Genomic DNA, 17174 nt, shown 5'->3' on the forward strand with positions numbered 1-17174 from the left:
CGGTCTGATGGTTTCTAGAACAAATGCTAATTAGATCAGTGCCAGTTTATCGGATCGAGTTGATAAAAATGGCTCAACTCGCGGTAAAGGGCTGGATGCTCTAGATTAAGTGCTTCTGGCTTTTCAAAAAAGACCTCAGTCACTACGGCAAAAAATTCTGCGGGATTGGTGGCACCATAGTAATTAAACAGGGACGGGCGGCCAAGGGCGGCAGCTTGAACTAACTCATTATAGGCCTGACTAAATACACTCGACCACGACAGGTAATCCTGACGGCGCTGTAAAATCGGCGCGCCATTGGCGTGGCCATCTTCTTGATCTAATTGATGGGCAAACTCGTGGATCACCACGTTATTACCATCGTGGGGATTGGCTGCGCCCTCAAGGGTGTTCTTCCACGACAGTATCACTTGGCCTTGCTCCCAGGATTCTCCCGCCAGCACATTACGTTGCTCCCAGATTAAACCCGCGGGATCTTGGCGCTGGCTATCGACAATAAAGGCATCGGGATAGACCAATATCTGTCTCAGATTGGGGTAAAAATCGGTATTGCGGTTTAGCAGAAGCAAGCATGCTTGGGCGGCGATGGTGACGCGAATTTCATCGGTTATTTGCAAACCGTCGCAGCCGACGAATCGTTTTTCATCCAAAAAGACTTGGATATGGCGTTTGAGTTGTAGCTGAAGATCCGCTGGCAAGGCGTGGAAATAAGGCAATCTTTTCTTCAAAATTGTTCGCCAAGCCTTAGGAAAGGCGCTGGCCATTACGCGCTTGCGGTGGAGTGTCTTGCGCCAGCGGCTCGATGCTAACCAAGCGATCGCACCGAGGCCAAGCGTTAGGGTAATGAAAACTGCGAGCATGAATTCCTCAGTGCACTATTTCCTTAGGTATATTAGCTAATGGGGATTCAGCGAGGCGAACTCAATGCTTTGGCTAAAAATAAAACGCTCTAGGATGTGCTGCTTACGGATAAAGTGAGGGGGCGTTGAGCAAAACTTCGGTGCGGTTTCGGCCATTTTGTTTGGCTTGATAAAGTGCTTCATCGGCTTGGCAAAGGAGTCTATTGGTGTCGATTAATTGTGACGGTTGCCAGCAGGCTACACCTAAGCTGATGGTCACTAATCCCGAATGGGAGGAGTCCTCATGGGGAATGTGCAGGGCGATGATGGCTTTGCGCAGACGTTCGGCAATTTTGTAGGCATCTTCTAGATGGCTTGAGGGCAGTAACAGCATAAATTCCTCCCCCCCATAGCGGGCAAGAATATCCGTCGGCCGTTGCAGAATCGATTTGGCGGCATTGACGATTTGCCTTAAGCATTGATCGCCCAGTACATGGCCGTATCTGTCGTTAAATTGCTTAAAGTTATCGATATCGAACATCACTATGCTGAGGGGCATATTATGATCGTTAGCGTAAATCAATTCCTTCTGAATTTGGCTGTCTAAATAGCGGCGATTATAACAGCCGGTTAATCCGTCGGTTTCGGCCATGGCTTTAACCTGAGCCGCATAGGTTTTAAGGGTTTCCAGCGAACTCACCATCTGTTGTAGCTCGAGGTTATCGGTAATGGGCATTTGGGTGTCGAGTTTTTCATTGGCGATGGCATTCATGGCATCACGGGTGGCGATAACAGGCTTAATGATGCCTTTAGCGATAAAATGCCAACTGGTGAGCCAGATAAAGAAGCAATAGAGAATGCCGCCACAAAAGATCAAAATCACGAAGGATGTGCTGTCACTTTTAAGATTTGCGCCCGCGAGTTGAATTTCTTCTTCTACATGGTTGACTAATTCTTGGGTAAAGGAGGCGATTTCCTGCGCCGCACCAGCTTGATAGCCAAAATGTGCATTGGCAATTTGGGTGCTTTTTAGCGCGTTACGGGAGAGGTCAAAAAGGTTGTCTTTACCCACCATGTTTTGCCTGATTTGCGATAACCAGTCGATATAAATGGCGCTATCTTGATTAAATGAGCGCGAGATGTTGTCCATGGTTATCAGTCGGCGCATCCCATCCCGCTGTAATTGGTTAAGCTCGACTAGGCTTGTCACATTTTTTACGTTATCGAGGAGTACAAACAGATGCTCGCCCTGATGAAGAAATGCTGAAAGTTTTTGATCTTCAGATAGATTCTCTGCAATTGCATTCAACTGCTTTTGGGCGATTAAGAGGTTATAGTGGCCATGAATTTGCTGTAACTGAGTTTGCATACTATCGGAAAATGCTATTGCCATCCCCGAGAGATTCGCCTGAATATTCTGGGCTTGGAATTTGGCTTGCAGCGCCGTGTCGGTCAAAGTGTTGAGCAGGGGTAATTGCTGCTGATAATAAAGTTGAGTGTCTATGGCATGGTTAAGCGCCTCATGCATATGCGGCGAGGTTTCCATGCTGGCGAGGGTTTTGGTATCCCTAAGCAAGTGTTCCCATTGGCTTGTGAGTTCTTGCAACAAACGTAGGCGCTGCTCCTCGGTATCATAATGGTTTAACTCAGTGGTGATGATTTGCAGTCTTTCACTGTTTTTTGCCAGTTGCAGCGCGGTTGTCACTTTCACCACATCGCTATTAACCAAGAGTTCAATTTCCGATCTTAGCTGTTGTGACAATAGGATAGCGATAACGCCATTAAGCAACGCCATGCCCAGAATGATATAAAAGGCCAGCGTAATTTTATGTTTTAGACTGGTGAGTCGTTTAGCATTCATTGGCTATTGTTCTTATCAATTGCAGGCACTTCCCCATAGGTATTCTGCAGATGCTTAATTTTGGCACTCAATTCAATAAAAATATCGGCGCTGTCCGCCTCATGCCGGCTTGCTGCGTAACACGCATGGCTTAATTCCGGGTAAATTTGTCCCATGGCGGTCGTGGTAAAGTGCCCGACATCCAAGACTTTAGTTGACCAAAATAAATTTGCGATATGGCTCGCCTCAAATGCGCCAGCAATGGCTCTTTTTGAGGCTTGTTTAAATTCGGGCGCCGTTACTACGTCCATTCTGCAGGGATTGCCGCCACCGAGGGCATAGGCGTATTGGGCTTCATAGGTGCCCATGTATTTAAGTAACCAATAGGCGGCTTGCGGATTTTTACTGTCGTAGCTCACGGCAAAGGCGTAGGCGCCGTTATAGGGGGTACCGCCTGGCACTTGAGCTACGCCAAGGCGAGCACCTGGCACATTGGCCTCGACTTTAAAGGAGGCCGACCATAGATTGTTGTAGGCAAAAGGCCAAATAGCCACTTGCCCTGAAGCCATTGCATTGGCAGCCTCGTTAAAGGCAAATTTGTCATCCGCAGGGATAGCGTAGGGCATCAGCTTACGGTAAATAATGGCCGCTTTTAGCGCCTCTTGATTGACTGCGGGCACCTCAAAATGCGTCAACTGTTTTTGTTGATTATAGATGGGCCACATCCAAGCACCGCCTAAGCTCCAGATAATGCTAGAAAACTCATCGTTAATATGGGGCTTATTGCCAGACATTAAGGCAAGGCCATAAAAGTTGTGACTTAGCGGTTTATCGGCGAGGAGTTCACCAGTCTTTCGAGTAAAAAATACCGCTTGGTCCTGCAGTTCATCAAAATTGGTCGCAGGTTTGAGTGGATAACCGAAACGTTGCTCAAAGTGAGTTTGCTCTGTCTTATTTTCAAACAGATCGGCACGGTAGTGGCTGCCCATCACATAGTTATTGTAGGGAATAGCATGTAACTCACCATGATAGGACAAAATATTAAGGAGTGAGGGATAGTAAGGTTCGAGATACCTTTCCATCGCTTTTTCGCCATCGGGATCGTAGAGTTTGGCTAATTCTGGTAGTGGCACTGTATAGCCATTAGCAGCCCATTCTTTGGCCCAACCCGCTTCCATAGTGAGCAAATCGTACTTACCTTCACCTTGCAGCAACGCTTGGGTCTGAAGTTCAAACATGCTCTCAAGCTCGGTGCTAACCACATTGACTTTGACACCGGTTTTCTCGGTGAATTTAGGCAGCATTTCGCGGGTCAGATAGTCGGTCCAAAAACCTTTTTCGGCGACTAAGGTGATGGGGGTTTTATTCGATAGCGGGGGAATTTGAGCCAAGGAAAATTCCGCTAAAGCGGGTTTTGTTAGCGTTAATCCAAGTCCAATAAATAGGAGCGATAAAGGTCTAAACAAGAATGACTCCTCAGATACAAGGGTTAACATGCTAATAAATAGCATTAATAAACTTAGCTGTACATTAAGGATAGGCTTGATACAAATTATAACTTAATTTTTGTAAGGTTTTTTTGAGGCAAAAAAAACCGGTGACCTAATCAATGTGGATCACCGGAAAAGGGTGGGAGATGGCGCGGTACTAAGATTTTTTTATCTGTTGCTCGCGCATCTGCCGCAAGGCGGTTGGCAAAGCATAGTGTTGTTCAATTAAAAAACGGATCAATTTAGATTTGGAAATGTCACTTTCTTCAGAGAGCTTGGCTAAATGGCTGATTGCCGCTTCACTCAATGAAAACGTGGCTTTACGGTAATGCGGCCGTTCCTCTTCATGGTTCGCATCCTGCTGCATCGATGCCGTTTTAGGCCGATGCAAAGTCACCACATTGGAAGTATCTAGTATTACTTCAAGTGGTGCGACTTCAAGCGGCGCCGCTTGAAGCGGTAATTCTTTCACTAATTCCATCGCCGCCAAAGAGCCGCCAGTGCTTGGGAGACGGTTTTCTCCCATGGCATAGAGGGTCGCGGCATCAATAAACTCATCGAGGGAGAGGGGCTGTGCGCCTCCCCTAGATGGCATAGCGTTTTTCTTGAGGTCGCTGAGTCCCATATTGTCCTCTCAGATGATTCGGCTGAGGTTGATTCATTGCGGCACGATGCGCGGCCATTGGTGTACTTGGTCTGAGTAAGGCCGTTAATGAGGCGGCGCAGTCCACTTGGAACATTTCACAGGCGATAGCACGGATTTCGGTGGCGGCTTTACCCTTAGGTTCTATCTCGATAACAGATAACCCTGACTCTTCGCTGTCATCATAGATATTGCGGCTATAGGTAATCGCATCTAATACATTGATATCGTAGGTTTTGCAGACCTCTTTGGCCTCTAAGATGCGGTTCGCTTGATTCGGCAGGTTAGGGCATTGGGTGATAACGAAGGAGGCGTGCAATTTGGGATTAATCATCTTACAAGTCGCGACGATATCATCCATATGACTCACGGTTTTTAAGTCGCGGCGTTTTGGTCGCAGTGGCATTAAAATATGGGATGCCACTGACATGGTCGCCCTTAACGCAAGGTTGTCTTGGCCGCCACAGTCAACAATCACAAAGTCATAATGCTGCTCTAAGCTCAAGAGATCATTGCGGATTTTTCCATAGAGCTGTACGCAGTTGATGCTGGCAAGTTTGGGGTTGTTGTTTCTGGCTTGGATCCAATCGGATGTGGTTCGCTGTGGATCGCAATCCACCATGATGACAGAGGCACCACATTCAGTGGTAAGAAATACTGCGATATTTTGTGCGAGGCAACTCTTACCGCTGCCGCCTTTTTCGCCGCCGACTAACACTATCATGACGAATTCCTCAATGCTTAGGGTATCACTTGGGCGGCTGTTATATGTGTTGAGCTTTACCGCACCTTGTTGTCATAAATGAATGTAAACCCTATGTTAATTGCGGTCAATTAGCTGATTTTTGACACTTTTTCATAAACTGTCGCGCGATTATTATTTGACGTTACAGTGCCGTGTGCCGTTAATTTGACTCTTATCAGACGAAAGGATGAATAAGGCTGATTGTTGGTTAATGTTATGATTTTTAATGGGTTTGTGCTTTATTGACTTGTAAGGTGTTGAGGTGAGCTAGGTCAGTTTAGCGGTATTCAGCTATCTGGTTGATGGTGCATATTTCATTTTTGGAGATAGTTTTTAGTTTTTATTCTTAAATATTATCGAAACACAGAGTCTTGATTGCTGTTTTTCAGTCGAAAGTTGTCTTGCTGTTGTGCTTTATGTCATCAAATTGCCACCTAATTCGGTTAGGATTTTCCTATTATGCCGTCTAATCACCTTGATTTTTCTACCATTCGTGAAGGGATGCCAAAATGGATATTAAAATGCTAATGCCTATTGAATTTGAGTTGGTTGAATCTGCGCCTTTATTTCATGAGTTGCTCAATTTACGCGATGCGGCGGGGCATCCTTCTATCGGCGTTGAGATGGCGGATGGGCATCCGTTACAGCTTTTATATTGGGTCTCTATTCGCCTAACGGCAGAGCAACAGAAAAATACCTCCGCCTTAGTGGCAGCCGCCTGCGTATACGGTGATAAGGCTAACCATCTGGCGATTGAGGATTTTATTGTCTTACCTGAATATCGCCATGTTGGGCTGGCCAAAATAATGTTAGAGCGAGTCATGGCTTTTGTGGATGAACATGCAGGTCAAGGGACTTGTGTGAGCATTAACGCCCACGGGGAGGAAGAAAGGCTCTGCATTGAGTACGGTTTTGAGCATTCGCATTGTGCCAATCTTGGGCCGAATCTGCGCAAACTCTATGCCTAATGTATTGCCAATGGGGTAAGTCTATGACTTGCCCTTATCCTATTTAGCCGTCGTCGTACTTCAGGCGACATTAGCCATAGGCATTCATTGGGCAATAGGGTAGCATCCTGCATCTAGTTCACTGTTTAAGTTCAAGCTATACCTCCATGGATCAACAACAGCTTATCGATGCCGTAAATCAGGTGATGCCCTTTGGCAAATATGCTGGCCGCCGCTTACTCGAATTGCCCGAACCTTATCTAGTGTGGTTCCATCAACAGGGATTTCCGAAGGGAAAATTAGGTGAGCAGTTAGCGCTGATTTATGAAGTAAAACTCAATGGCCTCGAGGGCATGTTAAAACCACTGTTGAAATGAGTTCCCTAGTGAGCGATAAAAATCCTACTTTTGCGATAAGTGTTGTATTTCGTGATAGAGATTGGCGATTTATTACCTATGGCATGTTTTAATGCCGCATATTAGTAAAACACAAGGAACAAAAGGCATGATGGCAAAATTGGTAAAATTAGCGGCTGTAGCAACATTAGCGTTCGGTATGTCAAGTGCTTGGGCACAGGGCGTCGTTCATGAAGGTACAGTTGTGGATACCATGAATGGTGGCGGCTACACCTATGTTCAAATTAAAGAAGCTGACAACACGTTTTGGGCAGCCGGCCCAGAAGCTGAAGTCAAGAAAGGCGACAAAGTGGCCGTGGTTGAGCAAATGTGGATGAATCAATTCACCAGCAAAACCTTAAACCGCACCTTCGACAAGCTGTTGTTTGTTGGCCAAATCGAGAAGAAATAATCTCGGTCTGCATAGAAGATGACCCAGAATCATTAAACCGCCTCGCCTTGTCGAGGCGGTTTTGTTTTCAGCATTTACTCTTCCATACATATCTAGGCTATCACTCGTTGGTAAAGCGCGGCAAAATAGGCTGATAAGTCCAAGCTTGGTCGATAAATCGTGTCCGTTCCTTTACAAGCCAATAAGCAAATTGAAGTTGTGCCTTATCGGCGCCGTTATGCCCGCGCGGTGAGTGAACTCTTTCATCACAGCGTGCATCAAATACAACATGAGCGATATAACGCCGCGCAGCTTAACGCTTGGTCGCAGGCGCCCCGTTCGAGTCAGCATTGGCATTTACGCTTAAGTCGTTCCCAAGCTTGGATTATTTTGGTGACAGATGCCGCGAGCTTATCTAAGATTTGTGCAGGTTTTATCAATGTCGAAACGGATTTTCACCATCAAGGATATATAGATAGCCTCTATATTCATCCAGATTGGCAACGGCAGGGGCTGGGGGAGCGAGCTTATCGACAGCTCGAACAGTGGGCAAAAGAGCAGGGCTATTGTCAATTGAGTGCCGATGCGTCTTATCTTTCCCGCGGGCTGTTTATTAAGCTCGGATTTGTCCAACAGCAACGCAGCTATCAACAAAAACTGGGTCAAGTGTTGCCGAGTTTTTATATGACTAAAAAACTGTAACTGAATGGGAATACACTGCCTGTGTGCCCATTGGTCATGATTAACCCATAGGAGTGGACTCCAATGCAGATACGCTTATTTTCACCTGCGGATGTGGCACAGGTGGCGGCGGTATTTAACGCCAGTGTGATGGAGGGCGCGCAGGAATATTACTCGCTTACCGAACGTTTGGCTTGGGCGCAAAACCAAGGCGAGGCGCGAAGTGATGCCTACTGGCTGGCTAAGTTAGAAGACACCACCACTTGGGTGGCGCAGGAAGGCAGTAAGTTGGTTGGCTTTACCAACTTAAGGCTATGCTCCGATAAAGAGCTCAATTGTATGGTCGGCGAAGTCGATTGCCTGTTTGTCCACCCAGAATACAGCCGTGCCGGAGTGGCGACGCATCTCTATTTAGCTTTACTCGAAGAGGCTAAAAGCCGTAATCTTAAACGGCTTACCGTTGAAGCCTCCTATCAGGCGCGTCCTTTCTTTGAGAAACAGGGCTTTAATTGCATTCGCCGTAATGAACTACGTCGTTATCTGACCGCCGAAGATAAACAAAACGACAGGGCGCAGGTGTTAGTGAACTTTAGTTTGATTATGTCCTTATCATAGGGTCGCGTTTGGAGAGACTGCTCTCTTCTGGTCATAGGATGAGTAATAAAAAACCGCCTCGTTTCCTCGGCGGTTTTTTATTGGTCACAATATTCATCAGGCTAAGTCAAACACCAGTGCGGTGACATAGCTGTCGGCGGCGCTAAATCGAACCGCGTCTTCGGCGGTGATATGCGCGCCATCCCCAGGAGTGAGCACTTGGTCATTGACCTTAAGCGTACCTTCCACCAGTTGCACATAGAGCTGACGCTGTGGCTTAAGCTGCGGCATATGCACTTGCTCTTGTGGTGCCAGCATTAAGCGATACAAGGTTGCATCTTGTTGCACTTTTAAGGTGCCATTTTCACCCGTTGGGGTGACCACGGCGGTCAGCGCCGAGGTTTGCTCGAAGGCCTTTTGCTGATAACCCGCATCAATCCCTAAGGTGTCTGGTTGGATCCAGATCTGCAAAAAGTGCAGTGACTCAGTGTTTGATGCATTGAACTCGCTGTGGTAAATCCCTTTACCGGCGGACATTAGCTGAAACTCTCCCGCTGGTAAGGTCTTAACATTACCAAAGCTGTCCTTATGGGCTATGGTGCCTGAAATCACATAACTGATGATTTCCATGTCTTTATGGCCATGGGTTTCAAACCCAGCGCCCGGCGCGACTCTGTCATCGTTAATCACTCGTAGGGAAGACACGCCCATATGCTGCGGATCGTAGTAGCTTGCAAACGAGAAGGTATGTTGGCTCTTTAACCAGCCTAAATCAGCCTGCCCACGGTCCTGCGCTTTACGTATACGGATCATCATTTCCTCCTTATTTTAAGCGTGCGGCTAATAGGTTATCGGCGCTCAGTTTACCTGCACCTGACACGGCCAGAGACACTGTGGCGGCTAACAGGGCTAAACCAAATTCATAACCGTTATTGCTGAGGAACAGACCATTACCAATGTGGACCGAGAAAATCGCGACCACCATAGTAAATGACAATACCAGTGCCGTTGGGCGAGTCAGTAAACCGATAATGATCAGCAAGCCACCAAAGAATTCGCTCGAGCCCGCCATCAGCGCCATTAAGTAGCCAGGGGTTAAGCCGATGGAGGCCATCCATTGTCCAGTGCCTTCTAGGCCGTAGCCGCCAAACCAGCCGAAGAGTTTTTGTGAGCCGTGGGCCATGAGGATGATCCCTATAGGAATACGCAGGGCCAATGGGGCGAAGCTTGGGGCAGAGGTCAGTAATTTTGTGATAAGTGCTTTCATGGGATGTTCCTTAATTCAAATTTTTTAACTATGTCGTTAATGGGTTAGTCGGTGGAGGTTTAGCGTTAATCTCTCCATTGGTTTAAAGTTTAGTCTTGACCTTGTAGAAAGAAAATCGGAACATTTTCAAAGTTTATTTCAAAAAATTTGAACAAGAGGCGGCTATGTTACCTGTGATGAGTCTCGATGGCTTGATAGTGCTCGATGCTATTGATAAGAAAGGCAGTTTTTCGGCAGCGGCCGAATCCTTATTCCGGGTGCCATCGGCGCTGACCTACACAGTGCAGAAATTAGAGAGCGACTTAGGAGTAAAATTATTTGAACGTAAGGGCCAGCGCGCCGAGCTAACCTTAGTTGGCCAGTTGGTATTACGCCAAGGGCGGGAGATTTTAGCCGCCACCGCAAGGCTTGAAGAGGCGGTTCGGCAACTCGAAACGGGCTGGGAGTCGGCGTTAACCTTAGCGATTGACACTGTGGTGCCCGATTTACCACTGTTAAAACTGATTGCTGAATTTACCGAGTTAGGTAAACAGGTGACTATTAATATCACTGAGGAATCATTGGGTGGCGGCTGGGATGCACTGTATTCGGGCCGAGCCGATATTGCCATTGGGGTCACGGGGGAGTTACCTAAGGGGCAATATCATTTAGTCGAAATCGGCATGCTTGAATTCGTGTTTGCCCTAGCGCCTCACCATCCCTTAGCACAGTTTGACCATCCCATCCCCACCGAAGCGCTGTTGCAATTCCCCTCCGTGGTGGTGGCCGACAGCTCAACGGCGCTCGCGCAGCGCTCCAGTGGATTGTTTGATAGTCGCCAAGTCATCCGCGTGCCGAACATGCAGACCAAGATTAAAGCCCAGCAACTTGGGCTGGGTGTGGGTTATCTTCCCAAGCATTTGATCCGCGAAGAACTCGCTTCAGGCGCATTAGTCGCGTGTCAGGTTGAGATCCCAAGACCAGCGCAGCCAGTGTTTCTTGCGTGGCGCAAGGGAAATCAAGGCAAGGCGCAGGCGTGGTTTGCCGAACGTTTACCCCATTGCGACTGGTTGTTTTAGTGAGATGTAAAGCGTGCGTTTTGGTACTGGATTGAGTGAATCACAGTACTTAACCATTGCTAAGTACTGTGATGAATTAAGAGGGCAGGGCTTTGTGGCAGCGCTGATATAAATCCCTGACACTGGGCGCTTACACTGAACGCTTCAAATGGCTGGTGTAATGCACATGGGGCGAGAGCAAGTCCGCTAAATTGGGGTTGGGTGCCCGATTGAGGAAGCGAATAAAGGCCTGGGGTAGGGTGAGCGTCTCAATCGATTCCTGCCAGCGCGCCTGTAACAGTGGGTGATAACCTTCTTTCCCTGCGGCGGTATAAGAGGTCGACACCCCCACATAGAGTGCATCGGGCTGCACTGGATACCAGAGTGATAAGCCATCCTGCTGCATCATTTCAAGCTTGAACAAGCGCTCCCCCATTGGGCGTCTGCCATCGTAGTAATAACGCAATCCATAGGTATAGGGGAAGCTGCCCGCACCTGTGCCGCGCACACTGTTGTTTGTCGCGGCGTTAATCGCCGACTCCAGCGCTTGGTATAAATACTGGCCTTGGATTTCGTATTTGACTAATGGCAATTCGAAGGGGAGCAATTGGCCTAATACATCGGCGAGGGTCAGCCTGCCTTGGGCGACCGATTGCCTTACGCCACCCGCGTTATGCAGGGCAAAGTGGATGCGAGGATCTTCAAGTTTGGCCTCTTGGAACATACTACGGCTCACCCAAGGGGCGATTTCGCTGCCATGGGGTAATGCCTTAGACGGCAGTCTGGTATGCACTAGATTCTTAGGCACAAGGGCTAAGACTTTGTTTTCCATCTCGGCAATCGCGGGGCGATAGATATCGTGGATCACGCCGTGAATGTCTTCATCGGCATCATCCCACAATACATAGGGATGCTCATTAAAGCGTTGCTGCACGGCTTGGTAGTCGGTGTTATCCACTTGCTCACTCGAACTCAACATAAACTGCTTATCGAGCATAAAGTAGTTGCCACCCTTGAGGCTGATTGCGCGGCCCGCTGCATCAAATTCAATCTCGGCCAAGCCTAAGGTTTCGGCGTATTTCCCCGCATGCACTATTGGAGTGCCATGGATGGTTTCACCATAGGGAATATTGCTTAACCCCAAGGCGCTAAAATCGCCCTGCAAGGTATGGGTATGACCGCCGACGATAAGGCTGATGCCATCGACTTGTTCGGCAAGCCTTTTATCCTGATCTAAACCTAAGTGACTCAGCACGATAATATGCTTGATGCCTTTGGCATGCAGATGCGCGACGGTGCGCGCCGTGGTCGCAATCGCATCGACAAAGTGGGTGTCGGAATCGGGTCTGGCGATGTCTTTCATCTGATCCAGAGTAATGCCTATGATAGCGAGCTTTTTGTCGTAGAAGGGCTTTTCGAGGTAGCTGGCAAGTTGGTTTTTTTCATCATAGGCCAGAATATTCGCCACAGTACGCAGGTTACCCGGCTTGCGGATATCCTCTTGGCTCAAGTCCATATTCCCCGCCAACAGCGGAAAATCGATTTGCTTAGCAAATTCGGCGAGCCGCGCATTGCCTTCATCAATATCGTGATTACCAATCACCATGGCATCGGGCGCGAGTAAATTTAGCAGATGAGCGTTGGCCTTACCCTTAAAATGGCTGAAATACAGCGTGCCTTGGAAACTGTCGCCCCCATGCAAAAATAAGAACGGCATTTGGCTTTGTGCGGCTCGGTCACGTGCCTGACTGATCTGATAGCCCAGGCGTGCATAGCCACCACTGTGACTGGTGATATCTAAGGCTTTAAGCCCGAGATTGAAGGAAAATTGTACGCGGCTGGGCTCAAAATTCGAATGGGTATCGTTGATGTGCGCGAGTGAGAGTGTGTATCCCTGTGTCATAACCTACCTCTTTTACGGCGGGAGATTATAACCTTCTCCCCAAAAACAAGAAAGGGAGCCAAGCTCCCTTTACTTTAACAATGACTAAATAATGTCATTAACCCGAGCGTGCCTCGTCATCTTCGGCGGCGGCTTCGAAGTCGCCATCATCGGAGAGTCGAATGCCTTTTTGCTTCATGCGCTTGGTCCAGAGTTTACGGGCCAGTTGCTGCATGTCGGTCGCAGGGTCATTCACATCGACAATCTCTAAGCCAAGTAGCGATTCGATAATATCTTCTTGGGTCACAATACCTTGGCTACTGCCGTATTCGTCAACCACCATCGCAATTTGGGTATTGCGTTTAATCATCCGCTCGAATAACGGCAAAATTTTAGCCGTCTCGGGCACCACAAATAGGCTGCGCTTAAGCTCACCAATCGGTGCATCAGGGGTGTAACGTTCCGCCAGCAAGACATCGGTACGGGTGATGTAACCGATAATATCGTCGTGGTCCTGATCGTATACCGGAATACGGGTAAAAGGTTTGTCGCGATATTCCTGCACAAACTCATTTTGCGTCAGTGAAACCGGCAAGGAGAACATTACAGTACGCGGCGTCATAATTGCCGTCACCGGCACGTCACGCACCTTGAGCATTTGGGTCAAAATTTTAGACTCTTGCTCGTCTAACTCACCGGATTCGTGACCAATCTTGGCCATGGCGCTCATTTCTTGGCGAATGTACTGACCTTCTTCCCCTTTACCCAGCAGGCGAGTCACCTGTTGCGACATCCAAATCAGCGGCTTAGTGACACGCTTCATCCAAGTGATGGCAATCGACACACTCGGGGCTAAACGGCGCCAGTGATTGGCTCCCACAGATTTCGGAATAATCTCTGAGAAGAATAGGATGATAAAAGTTAACACTCCGGAGAACACGCCGAGCATGTCATCACCAAAGACCTTGGCCGCTTGCGCACCGGCAACGGCTGCACCCACAGTGTGGGCAATGGTGTTTAGGGTCAAAATAGACACGAGAGGCGCTTCGATGTTTTCTTTTAGTTTACGCAACCGGGCGGCCGCGGCACTGTCTGTTTGTTCGAGCGAGGCGATATAACTAGGGGTAACCGAGAGCAACACTGCTTCGAATACACTGCACAGAAAAGAAACTCCGACAGCGACAAGCACTATAATGATGAGGGTTAACATATAGGTGGTATTACAACTCCATAATTTAGGCCAACATTGACCCACGCCGATTCTAGCATAGGAGTGTGGAGTTGCTGGCTAAAATTTTTCTGCGTCTGTATAATTCGCCGCCCTGTTGCAGGTTTTGGTGTTGAGGTTAGTTCTATGAGTGAAAAAAAGATCAATTTATTAGACCTTGATCGTAAGGCGATGCGCGCATTATTTGCGGATCTGGGTGAGAAGCCTTTCCGTGCCGATCAGCTGATGAAGTGGATCTATCATTTCGGTGTCAGTGACTTCGAAGAGATGACTAACATCAACAAAGTGTTACGCCAAAAGCTGGCGGCGCGCTGTGAGATTGTGGCGCCTGAGATTTCTAGCTATCAAAAATCCACCGATGGCACCATTAAGTTCGCCATCCATGTCGGCGAAGGCCAAGAAGTTGAAACCGTATATATTCCTGAAGATGACCGCGCCACCCTGTGTGTGTCATCTCAAGTGGGCTGCGCCCTTGAATGTACTTTCTGCTCGACCGCACAGCAAGGCTTTAACCGCAACTTAACTGTCTCTGAAATCGTCGGTCAAATTTGGCGTGTTTCCCACTTTTTAGGGTTCGCCAAAGAAACCGGCGAGCGGCCAATCACCAACGTGGTGATGATGGGCATGGGTGAACCTCTGCTTAACCTTGCCAACGTGATCCCTGCGATGGATATCATGCTGGACGACTTCGGCTTTAGCCTGTCAAAACGCCGTGTGACACTGTCAACTTCGGGCGTAGTGCCAGCATTAGATAAACTCGGTGATGCCCTCGATGTGGCGCTGGCCGTGAGTATCCATGCGCCAAACGATGAACTGCGCGATATTCTGGTTCCCGTGAATAAAAAGTATCCATTGCAAGAGTTCTTGGCGGGAATTCGCCGTTATATCGCTAAATCTAATGCTAACCGTGGCCGCGTGACGGTGGAGTATGTGATGCTCGATCACATCAACGACAGTACTGAACAAGCCCATGAATTAGCACAATTAATGAAGGATACACCCTGCAAGGTTAACCTGATCCCATTCAACCCATACCCAGGCTCGCCCTATGGTCGCTCGTCAAACTCGCGCATCGACCGTTTTTCTAAGGTATTGATGGAATATGGCTTAACTGTGATTGTACGTAAAACCCGTGGTGATGATATTGACGCGGCCTGTGGCCAGTTAGCGGGTGATATTCGCGATCGAACCAAGCGTTTAGCAAAAAAACGCATGCAAGAAAATCAGATTTCGGTCACAATGAATTAACTCTTTGTTTGCACAGATTTATAGGCTTGCCCATGAAGCATGGATTGTCAGGGTTATCATTAGCAATTGCCCTGTCATTATTAGTGACAGGATGCGTAACTGAGCGTACCTATTCAGGGACTGATATTCCCGTGTCGGAGCGAAAACTCGATAAAGTCGCCGCCGCACGGGAGCGTATGCAGCTCGGTTTAACCTACCTTAATCGAGGTAACTCGGAACAAGCCAAATACAATCTTGATAAAGCCGTTGAATATGCGCCAGAGCTTGAAGATGTGCATGTGGCCATGGCCTATTACTATCAAACCGTTGGCGATTTAGTACGTACCGAACAGGCGTATCAAGACGCTATCAATACTAAGGACGCCTCTGGCGATTCCATGAATAACTTTGGGGTGTTTTTGTGCCAACAAAAGCGATACGACAAAGCTGAAAAAATGTTTTTGGCCGCGATAGAAATGCCCAAATATACGCGTACCGCGTCCAGTTATGAAAACTTAGGCATTTGCAGCCGAGACGCGGGACAAACAGAAAAGGCACGACAGTATTTTCAGATGGCGTTAAAGTATGACCCGAGACGCTCGGTGTCTTTACTGGAGCTGGCTGAGCTTGGGGTAGATAAAGGTGATTATGTCGATGCGCAAAACCAATTAGCGCGCTATCACCAAGTGGCAGCCCAGACTCCAGAGAGTTTAACGCTCGGAATAAAAATTGAGCAGGCGTTGAATGATGATGCTGCTATGAAGCGATTTGGCATTTTATTGCTCGCCAAATTCCCAGCATCGCCTCAAGCCAAGCAATACAGAGTTAATTTGCATCAATGAAAGATAACGAAATAAACGCGTCAGTAGAACCAGTAGCAGCGAGTGAAGCTGAGTCGACGCCTGATGTAACGCTCGGCACTGTACTCAGAACGGCTCGTGAGCAGATGGGCTTAAGCATTGCGGATACCGCGGTGAAGTTACATCTGCGCCCAGGGATTGTTGAAAATCTCGAAGCCGACGATTTCTCTAATATTTCTTCTTCGACTTATGTTCGCGGATATGTCAAAAACTATGCGCGCATGCTGGGGGTGGATAACGCCCTGATTGAGGCATGCCTAGCGCGGCAGGTGCCGTTAGTGACGCAGCCTGCCATGCAAAGCTTTTCCCGCAAGACGACCTATCAAGCTCGTGACACTAAATTAAAGTGGCTGAGCTTTTTTATTGTCATCGTGTTACTGGGCCTGTTCGTCCTATGGTGGATGCAACGAACCACGCTAGTGACCCATGTTGATGTGTCTCAACCGACAGCGGAAGAGTTAGCTGCGGCGAATCAAACCTTGCCGGGCGATGTGCTGCTAACGGAAACTGACGCCAGCGAGCGCTTAAGCGAGATTGCAGTCAATGGTTCAATGGCGACTGATGGTCCGGTTAAAGATACCGATGAGAGCACTATCGACCCGAATATAAACGATATGGCGGCGATGGAAGCAGAGCAGACGTCTGCCAATTCGGCGATGAATCCGAGCGAATCTAATTCCGCACTGACTAGCAATGCTTCTAACACTGCGCCGAGTTCTGCAGCGAGTAATACCGTTGGGACTCCGAGTGCTACACAAAACGCTGCGACCAATACCGCCCCAGTGCAGAACCAAACCGCATCGAATGCACCCGCAACTAATACTGCGTCGACAGCACAAGCCATGCCAGTGACCGCAGGGCAGTCGAGCATTACTATTGAGCTCACGGGCGATTGCTGGATCAACATCGTCGATGCCAAGGGCAAAGCGATTGTTGACGGCGTCCGTGGTGCTGGTGCGAATATTCAAGCCAGTGGTGTGCCTCCGTTTAAAGTGATCCTAGGCGCTCCTACTGTCGTGTCCACGTTTACGGTCGATGGTAAAGCCATCAGCCTTGCTGAATTTCCTAAGGGTCGTGTTGCGCGTTTGACTATCCCACAGGTTTAAGT

The 17174-nt window shown here is 48.2% G+C and carries 18 protein-coding genes; 9 read left to right on the plus strand and 9 right to left on the minus strand.

Annotated features, from left to right (window positions below; genetic code table 11):
• Window positions 1-35 precede the first annotated feature (35 nt).
• The 5 genes from K0H60_RS06480 to K0H60_RS06500 all read right to left on the minus strand — a co-directional run bounded on the left by K0H60_RS06480 (window position 36) and on the right by K0H60_RS06500 (window position 5536).
• Window positions 36-860 carry a M90 family metallopeptidase gene (locus tag K0H60_RS06480; RefSeq protein ID WP_088212059.1) on the minus strand — a complete coding sequence of 275 codons (825 nt, stop codon included), beginning with the start codon at window positions 858-860 and terminating at the stop codon, window positions 36-38.
• Window positions 861-963: 103 nt separating this feature from the next.
• Complete coding sequence (locus K0H60_RS06485) at window positions 964-2700, minus strand: GGDEF domain-containing protein (protein WP_220057626.1); 1737 nt, start codon at window positions 2698-2700, stop codon at window positions 964-966.
• Window positions 2697-4190 (minus strand): ABC transporter substrate-binding protein, encoded by a 1494-nt coding sequence (locus K0H60_RS06490; RefSeq protein WP_258405796.1) that lies wholly within the window; start codon window positions 4188-4190, stop codon window positions 2697-2699. The genes K0H60_RS06485 and K0H60_RS06490 overlap by 4 nt, the downstream gene beginning before the upstream one ends.
• A 136-nt stretch (window positions 4191-4326) precedes the next feature.
• A complete protein-coding gene (locus K0H60_RS06495; RefSeq protein ID WP_220057627.1) occupies window positions 4327-4794 on the minus strand; it encodes a CopG family transcriptional regulator in 468 nt (155 codons plus the stop codon).
• The gene (locus K0H60_RS06500) at window positions 4754-5536 is read right to left on the minus strand and encodes an AAA family ATPase (RefSeq protein ID WP_089068210.1); all 783 of its coding nucleotides are present in this window, start codon (window positions 5534-5536) and stop codon (window positions 4754-4756) included. Before K0H60_RS06500 ends, K0H60_RS06495 begins: the two co-directional genes overlap by 41 nt.
• 530 nt (window positions 5537-6066) lie before the next feature.
• On the opposite strand from K0H60_RS06500, the gene K0H60_RS06505 reads away from it, so the two are divergent.
• The 5 genes from K0H60_RS06505 to K0H60_RS06525 all read left to right on the plus strand — a co-directional run bounded on the left by K0H60_RS06505 (window position 6067) and on the right by K0H60_RS06525 (window position 8586).
• Window positions 6067-6525, plus strand: coding sequence for a GNAT family N-acetyltransferase (locus K0H60_RS06505; RefSeq protein WP_220057628.1), 459 nt, complete (start codon window positions 6067-6069; stop codon window positions 6523-6525).
• Between the two features lie 146 nt (window positions 6526-6671).
• Window positions 6672-6881, plus strand: a complete 210-nt coding sequence (locus tag K0H60_RS06510; RefSeq protein ID WP_011622004.1) for a DUF3820 family protein — start codon at window positions 6672-6674, stop codon at window positions 6879-6881.
• Between the two features lie 127 nt (window positions 6882-7008).
• Window positions 7009-7311 (plus strand): NrfJ, encoded by a 303-nt coding sequence (locus tag K0H60_RS06515; RefSeq protein ID WP_220057629.1) that lies wholly within the window; start codon window positions 7009-7011, stop codon window positions 7309-7311.
• Window positions 7312-7470: 159 nt separating this feature from the next.
• Window positions 7471-7992, plus strand: a complete 522-nt coding sequence (locus K0H60_RS06520) for a GNAT family N-acetyltransferase (protein ID WP_089068208.1) — start codon at window positions 7471-7473, stop codon at window positions 7990-7992.
• Window positions 7993-8055: 63 nt separating this feature from the next.
• Window positions 8056-8586, plus strand: a complete 531-nt coding sequence (locus K0H60_RS06525) for a GNAT family N-acetyltransferase (protein WP_220055021.1) — start codon at window positions 8056-8058, stop codon at window positions 8584-8586.
• A 96-nt stretch (window positions 8587-8682) separates the two neighbouring features.
• On the opposite strand, the gene K0H60_RS06530 is transcribed toward K0H60_RS06525, so the two are convergent.
• Entirely contained in the window at window positions 8683-9378 is a 696-nt protein-coding gene (locus K0H60_RS06530) for a pirin family protein (RefSeq protein ID WP_220057630.1), read from the minus strand.
• A 10-nt stretch (window positions 9379-9388) separates the two neighbouring features.
• Complete coding sequence (locus K0H60_RS06535) at window positions 9389-9832, minus strand: DoxX family protein (protein ID WP_011716306.1); 444 nt, start codon at window positions 9830-9832, stop codon at window positions 9389-9391.
• Window positions 9833-9996: 164 nt separating this feature from the next.
• On the opposite strand from K0H60_RS06535, the gene K0H60_RS06540 reads away from it, so the two are divergent.
• Window positions 9997-10890: a LysR family transcriptional regulator gene (locus K0H60_RS06540; RefSeq protein ID WP_220057631.1), complete on the plus strand. Its 894-nt coding sequence runs from the start codon at window positions 9997-9999 to the stop codon at window positions 10888-10890.
• A gap of 130 nt (window positions 10891-11020) precedes the next feature.
• On the opposite strand, the gene K0H60_RS06545 is transcribed toward K0H60_RS06540, so the two are convergent.
• Window positions 11021-12772: a bifunctional metallophosphatase/5'-nucleotidase gene (locus K0H60_RS06545; protein WP_220057632.1), complete on the minus strand. Its 1752-nt coding sequence runs from the start codon at window positions 12770-12772 to the stop codon at window positions 11021-11023.
• A 97-nt stretch (window positions 12773-12869) separates the two neighbouring features.
• Entirely contained in the window at window positions 12870-13961 is a 1092-nt protein-coding gene (locus K0H60_RS06550) for a CNNM domain-containing protein (protein WP_011716309.1), read from the minus strand.
• 144 nt (window positions 13962-14105) lie between these two features.
• Here K0H60_RS06550 and rlmN point away from each other — a divergent pair, with 144 nt between their 5' ends.
• Genes rlmN through K0H60_RS06565 form a run of 3 tightly spaced genes read left to right on the plus strand, consistent with a single transcriptional unit; the run spans window position 14106 to window position 17172 of the window.
• Complete coding sequence (rlmN, locus tag K0H60_RS06555; RefSeq protein WP_011716310.1) at window positions 14106-15227, plus strand: dual-specificity RNA methyltransferase RlmN; 1122 nt, start codon at window positions 14106-14108, stop codon at window positions 15225-15227.
• 32 nt (window positions 15228-15259) lie between these two features.
• Window positions 15260-16048, plus strand: coding sequence for a type IV pilus biogenesis/stability protein PilW (pilW, locus tag K0H60_RS06560; protein ID WP_220057633.1), 789 nt, complete (start codon window positions 15260-15262; stop codon window positions 16046-16048).
• Window positions 16045-17172, plus strand: a complete 1128-nt coding sequence (locus tag K0H60_RS06565; RefSeq protein WP_220057634.1) for a RodZ domain-containing protein — start codon at window positions 16045-16047, stop codon at window positions 17170-17172. The genes pilW and K0H60_RS06565 overlap by 4 nt, the downstream gene beginning before the upstream one ends.
• The last annotated feature ends 2 nt before the right edge of the window (window positions 17173-17174 follow it).

It is taken from the genome of Shewanella mangrovisoli (assembly GCF_019457635.1).
GTDB lineage: Bacteria > Pseudomonadota > Gammaproteobacteria > Enterobacterales > Shewanellaceae > Shewanella > Shewanella mangrovisoli.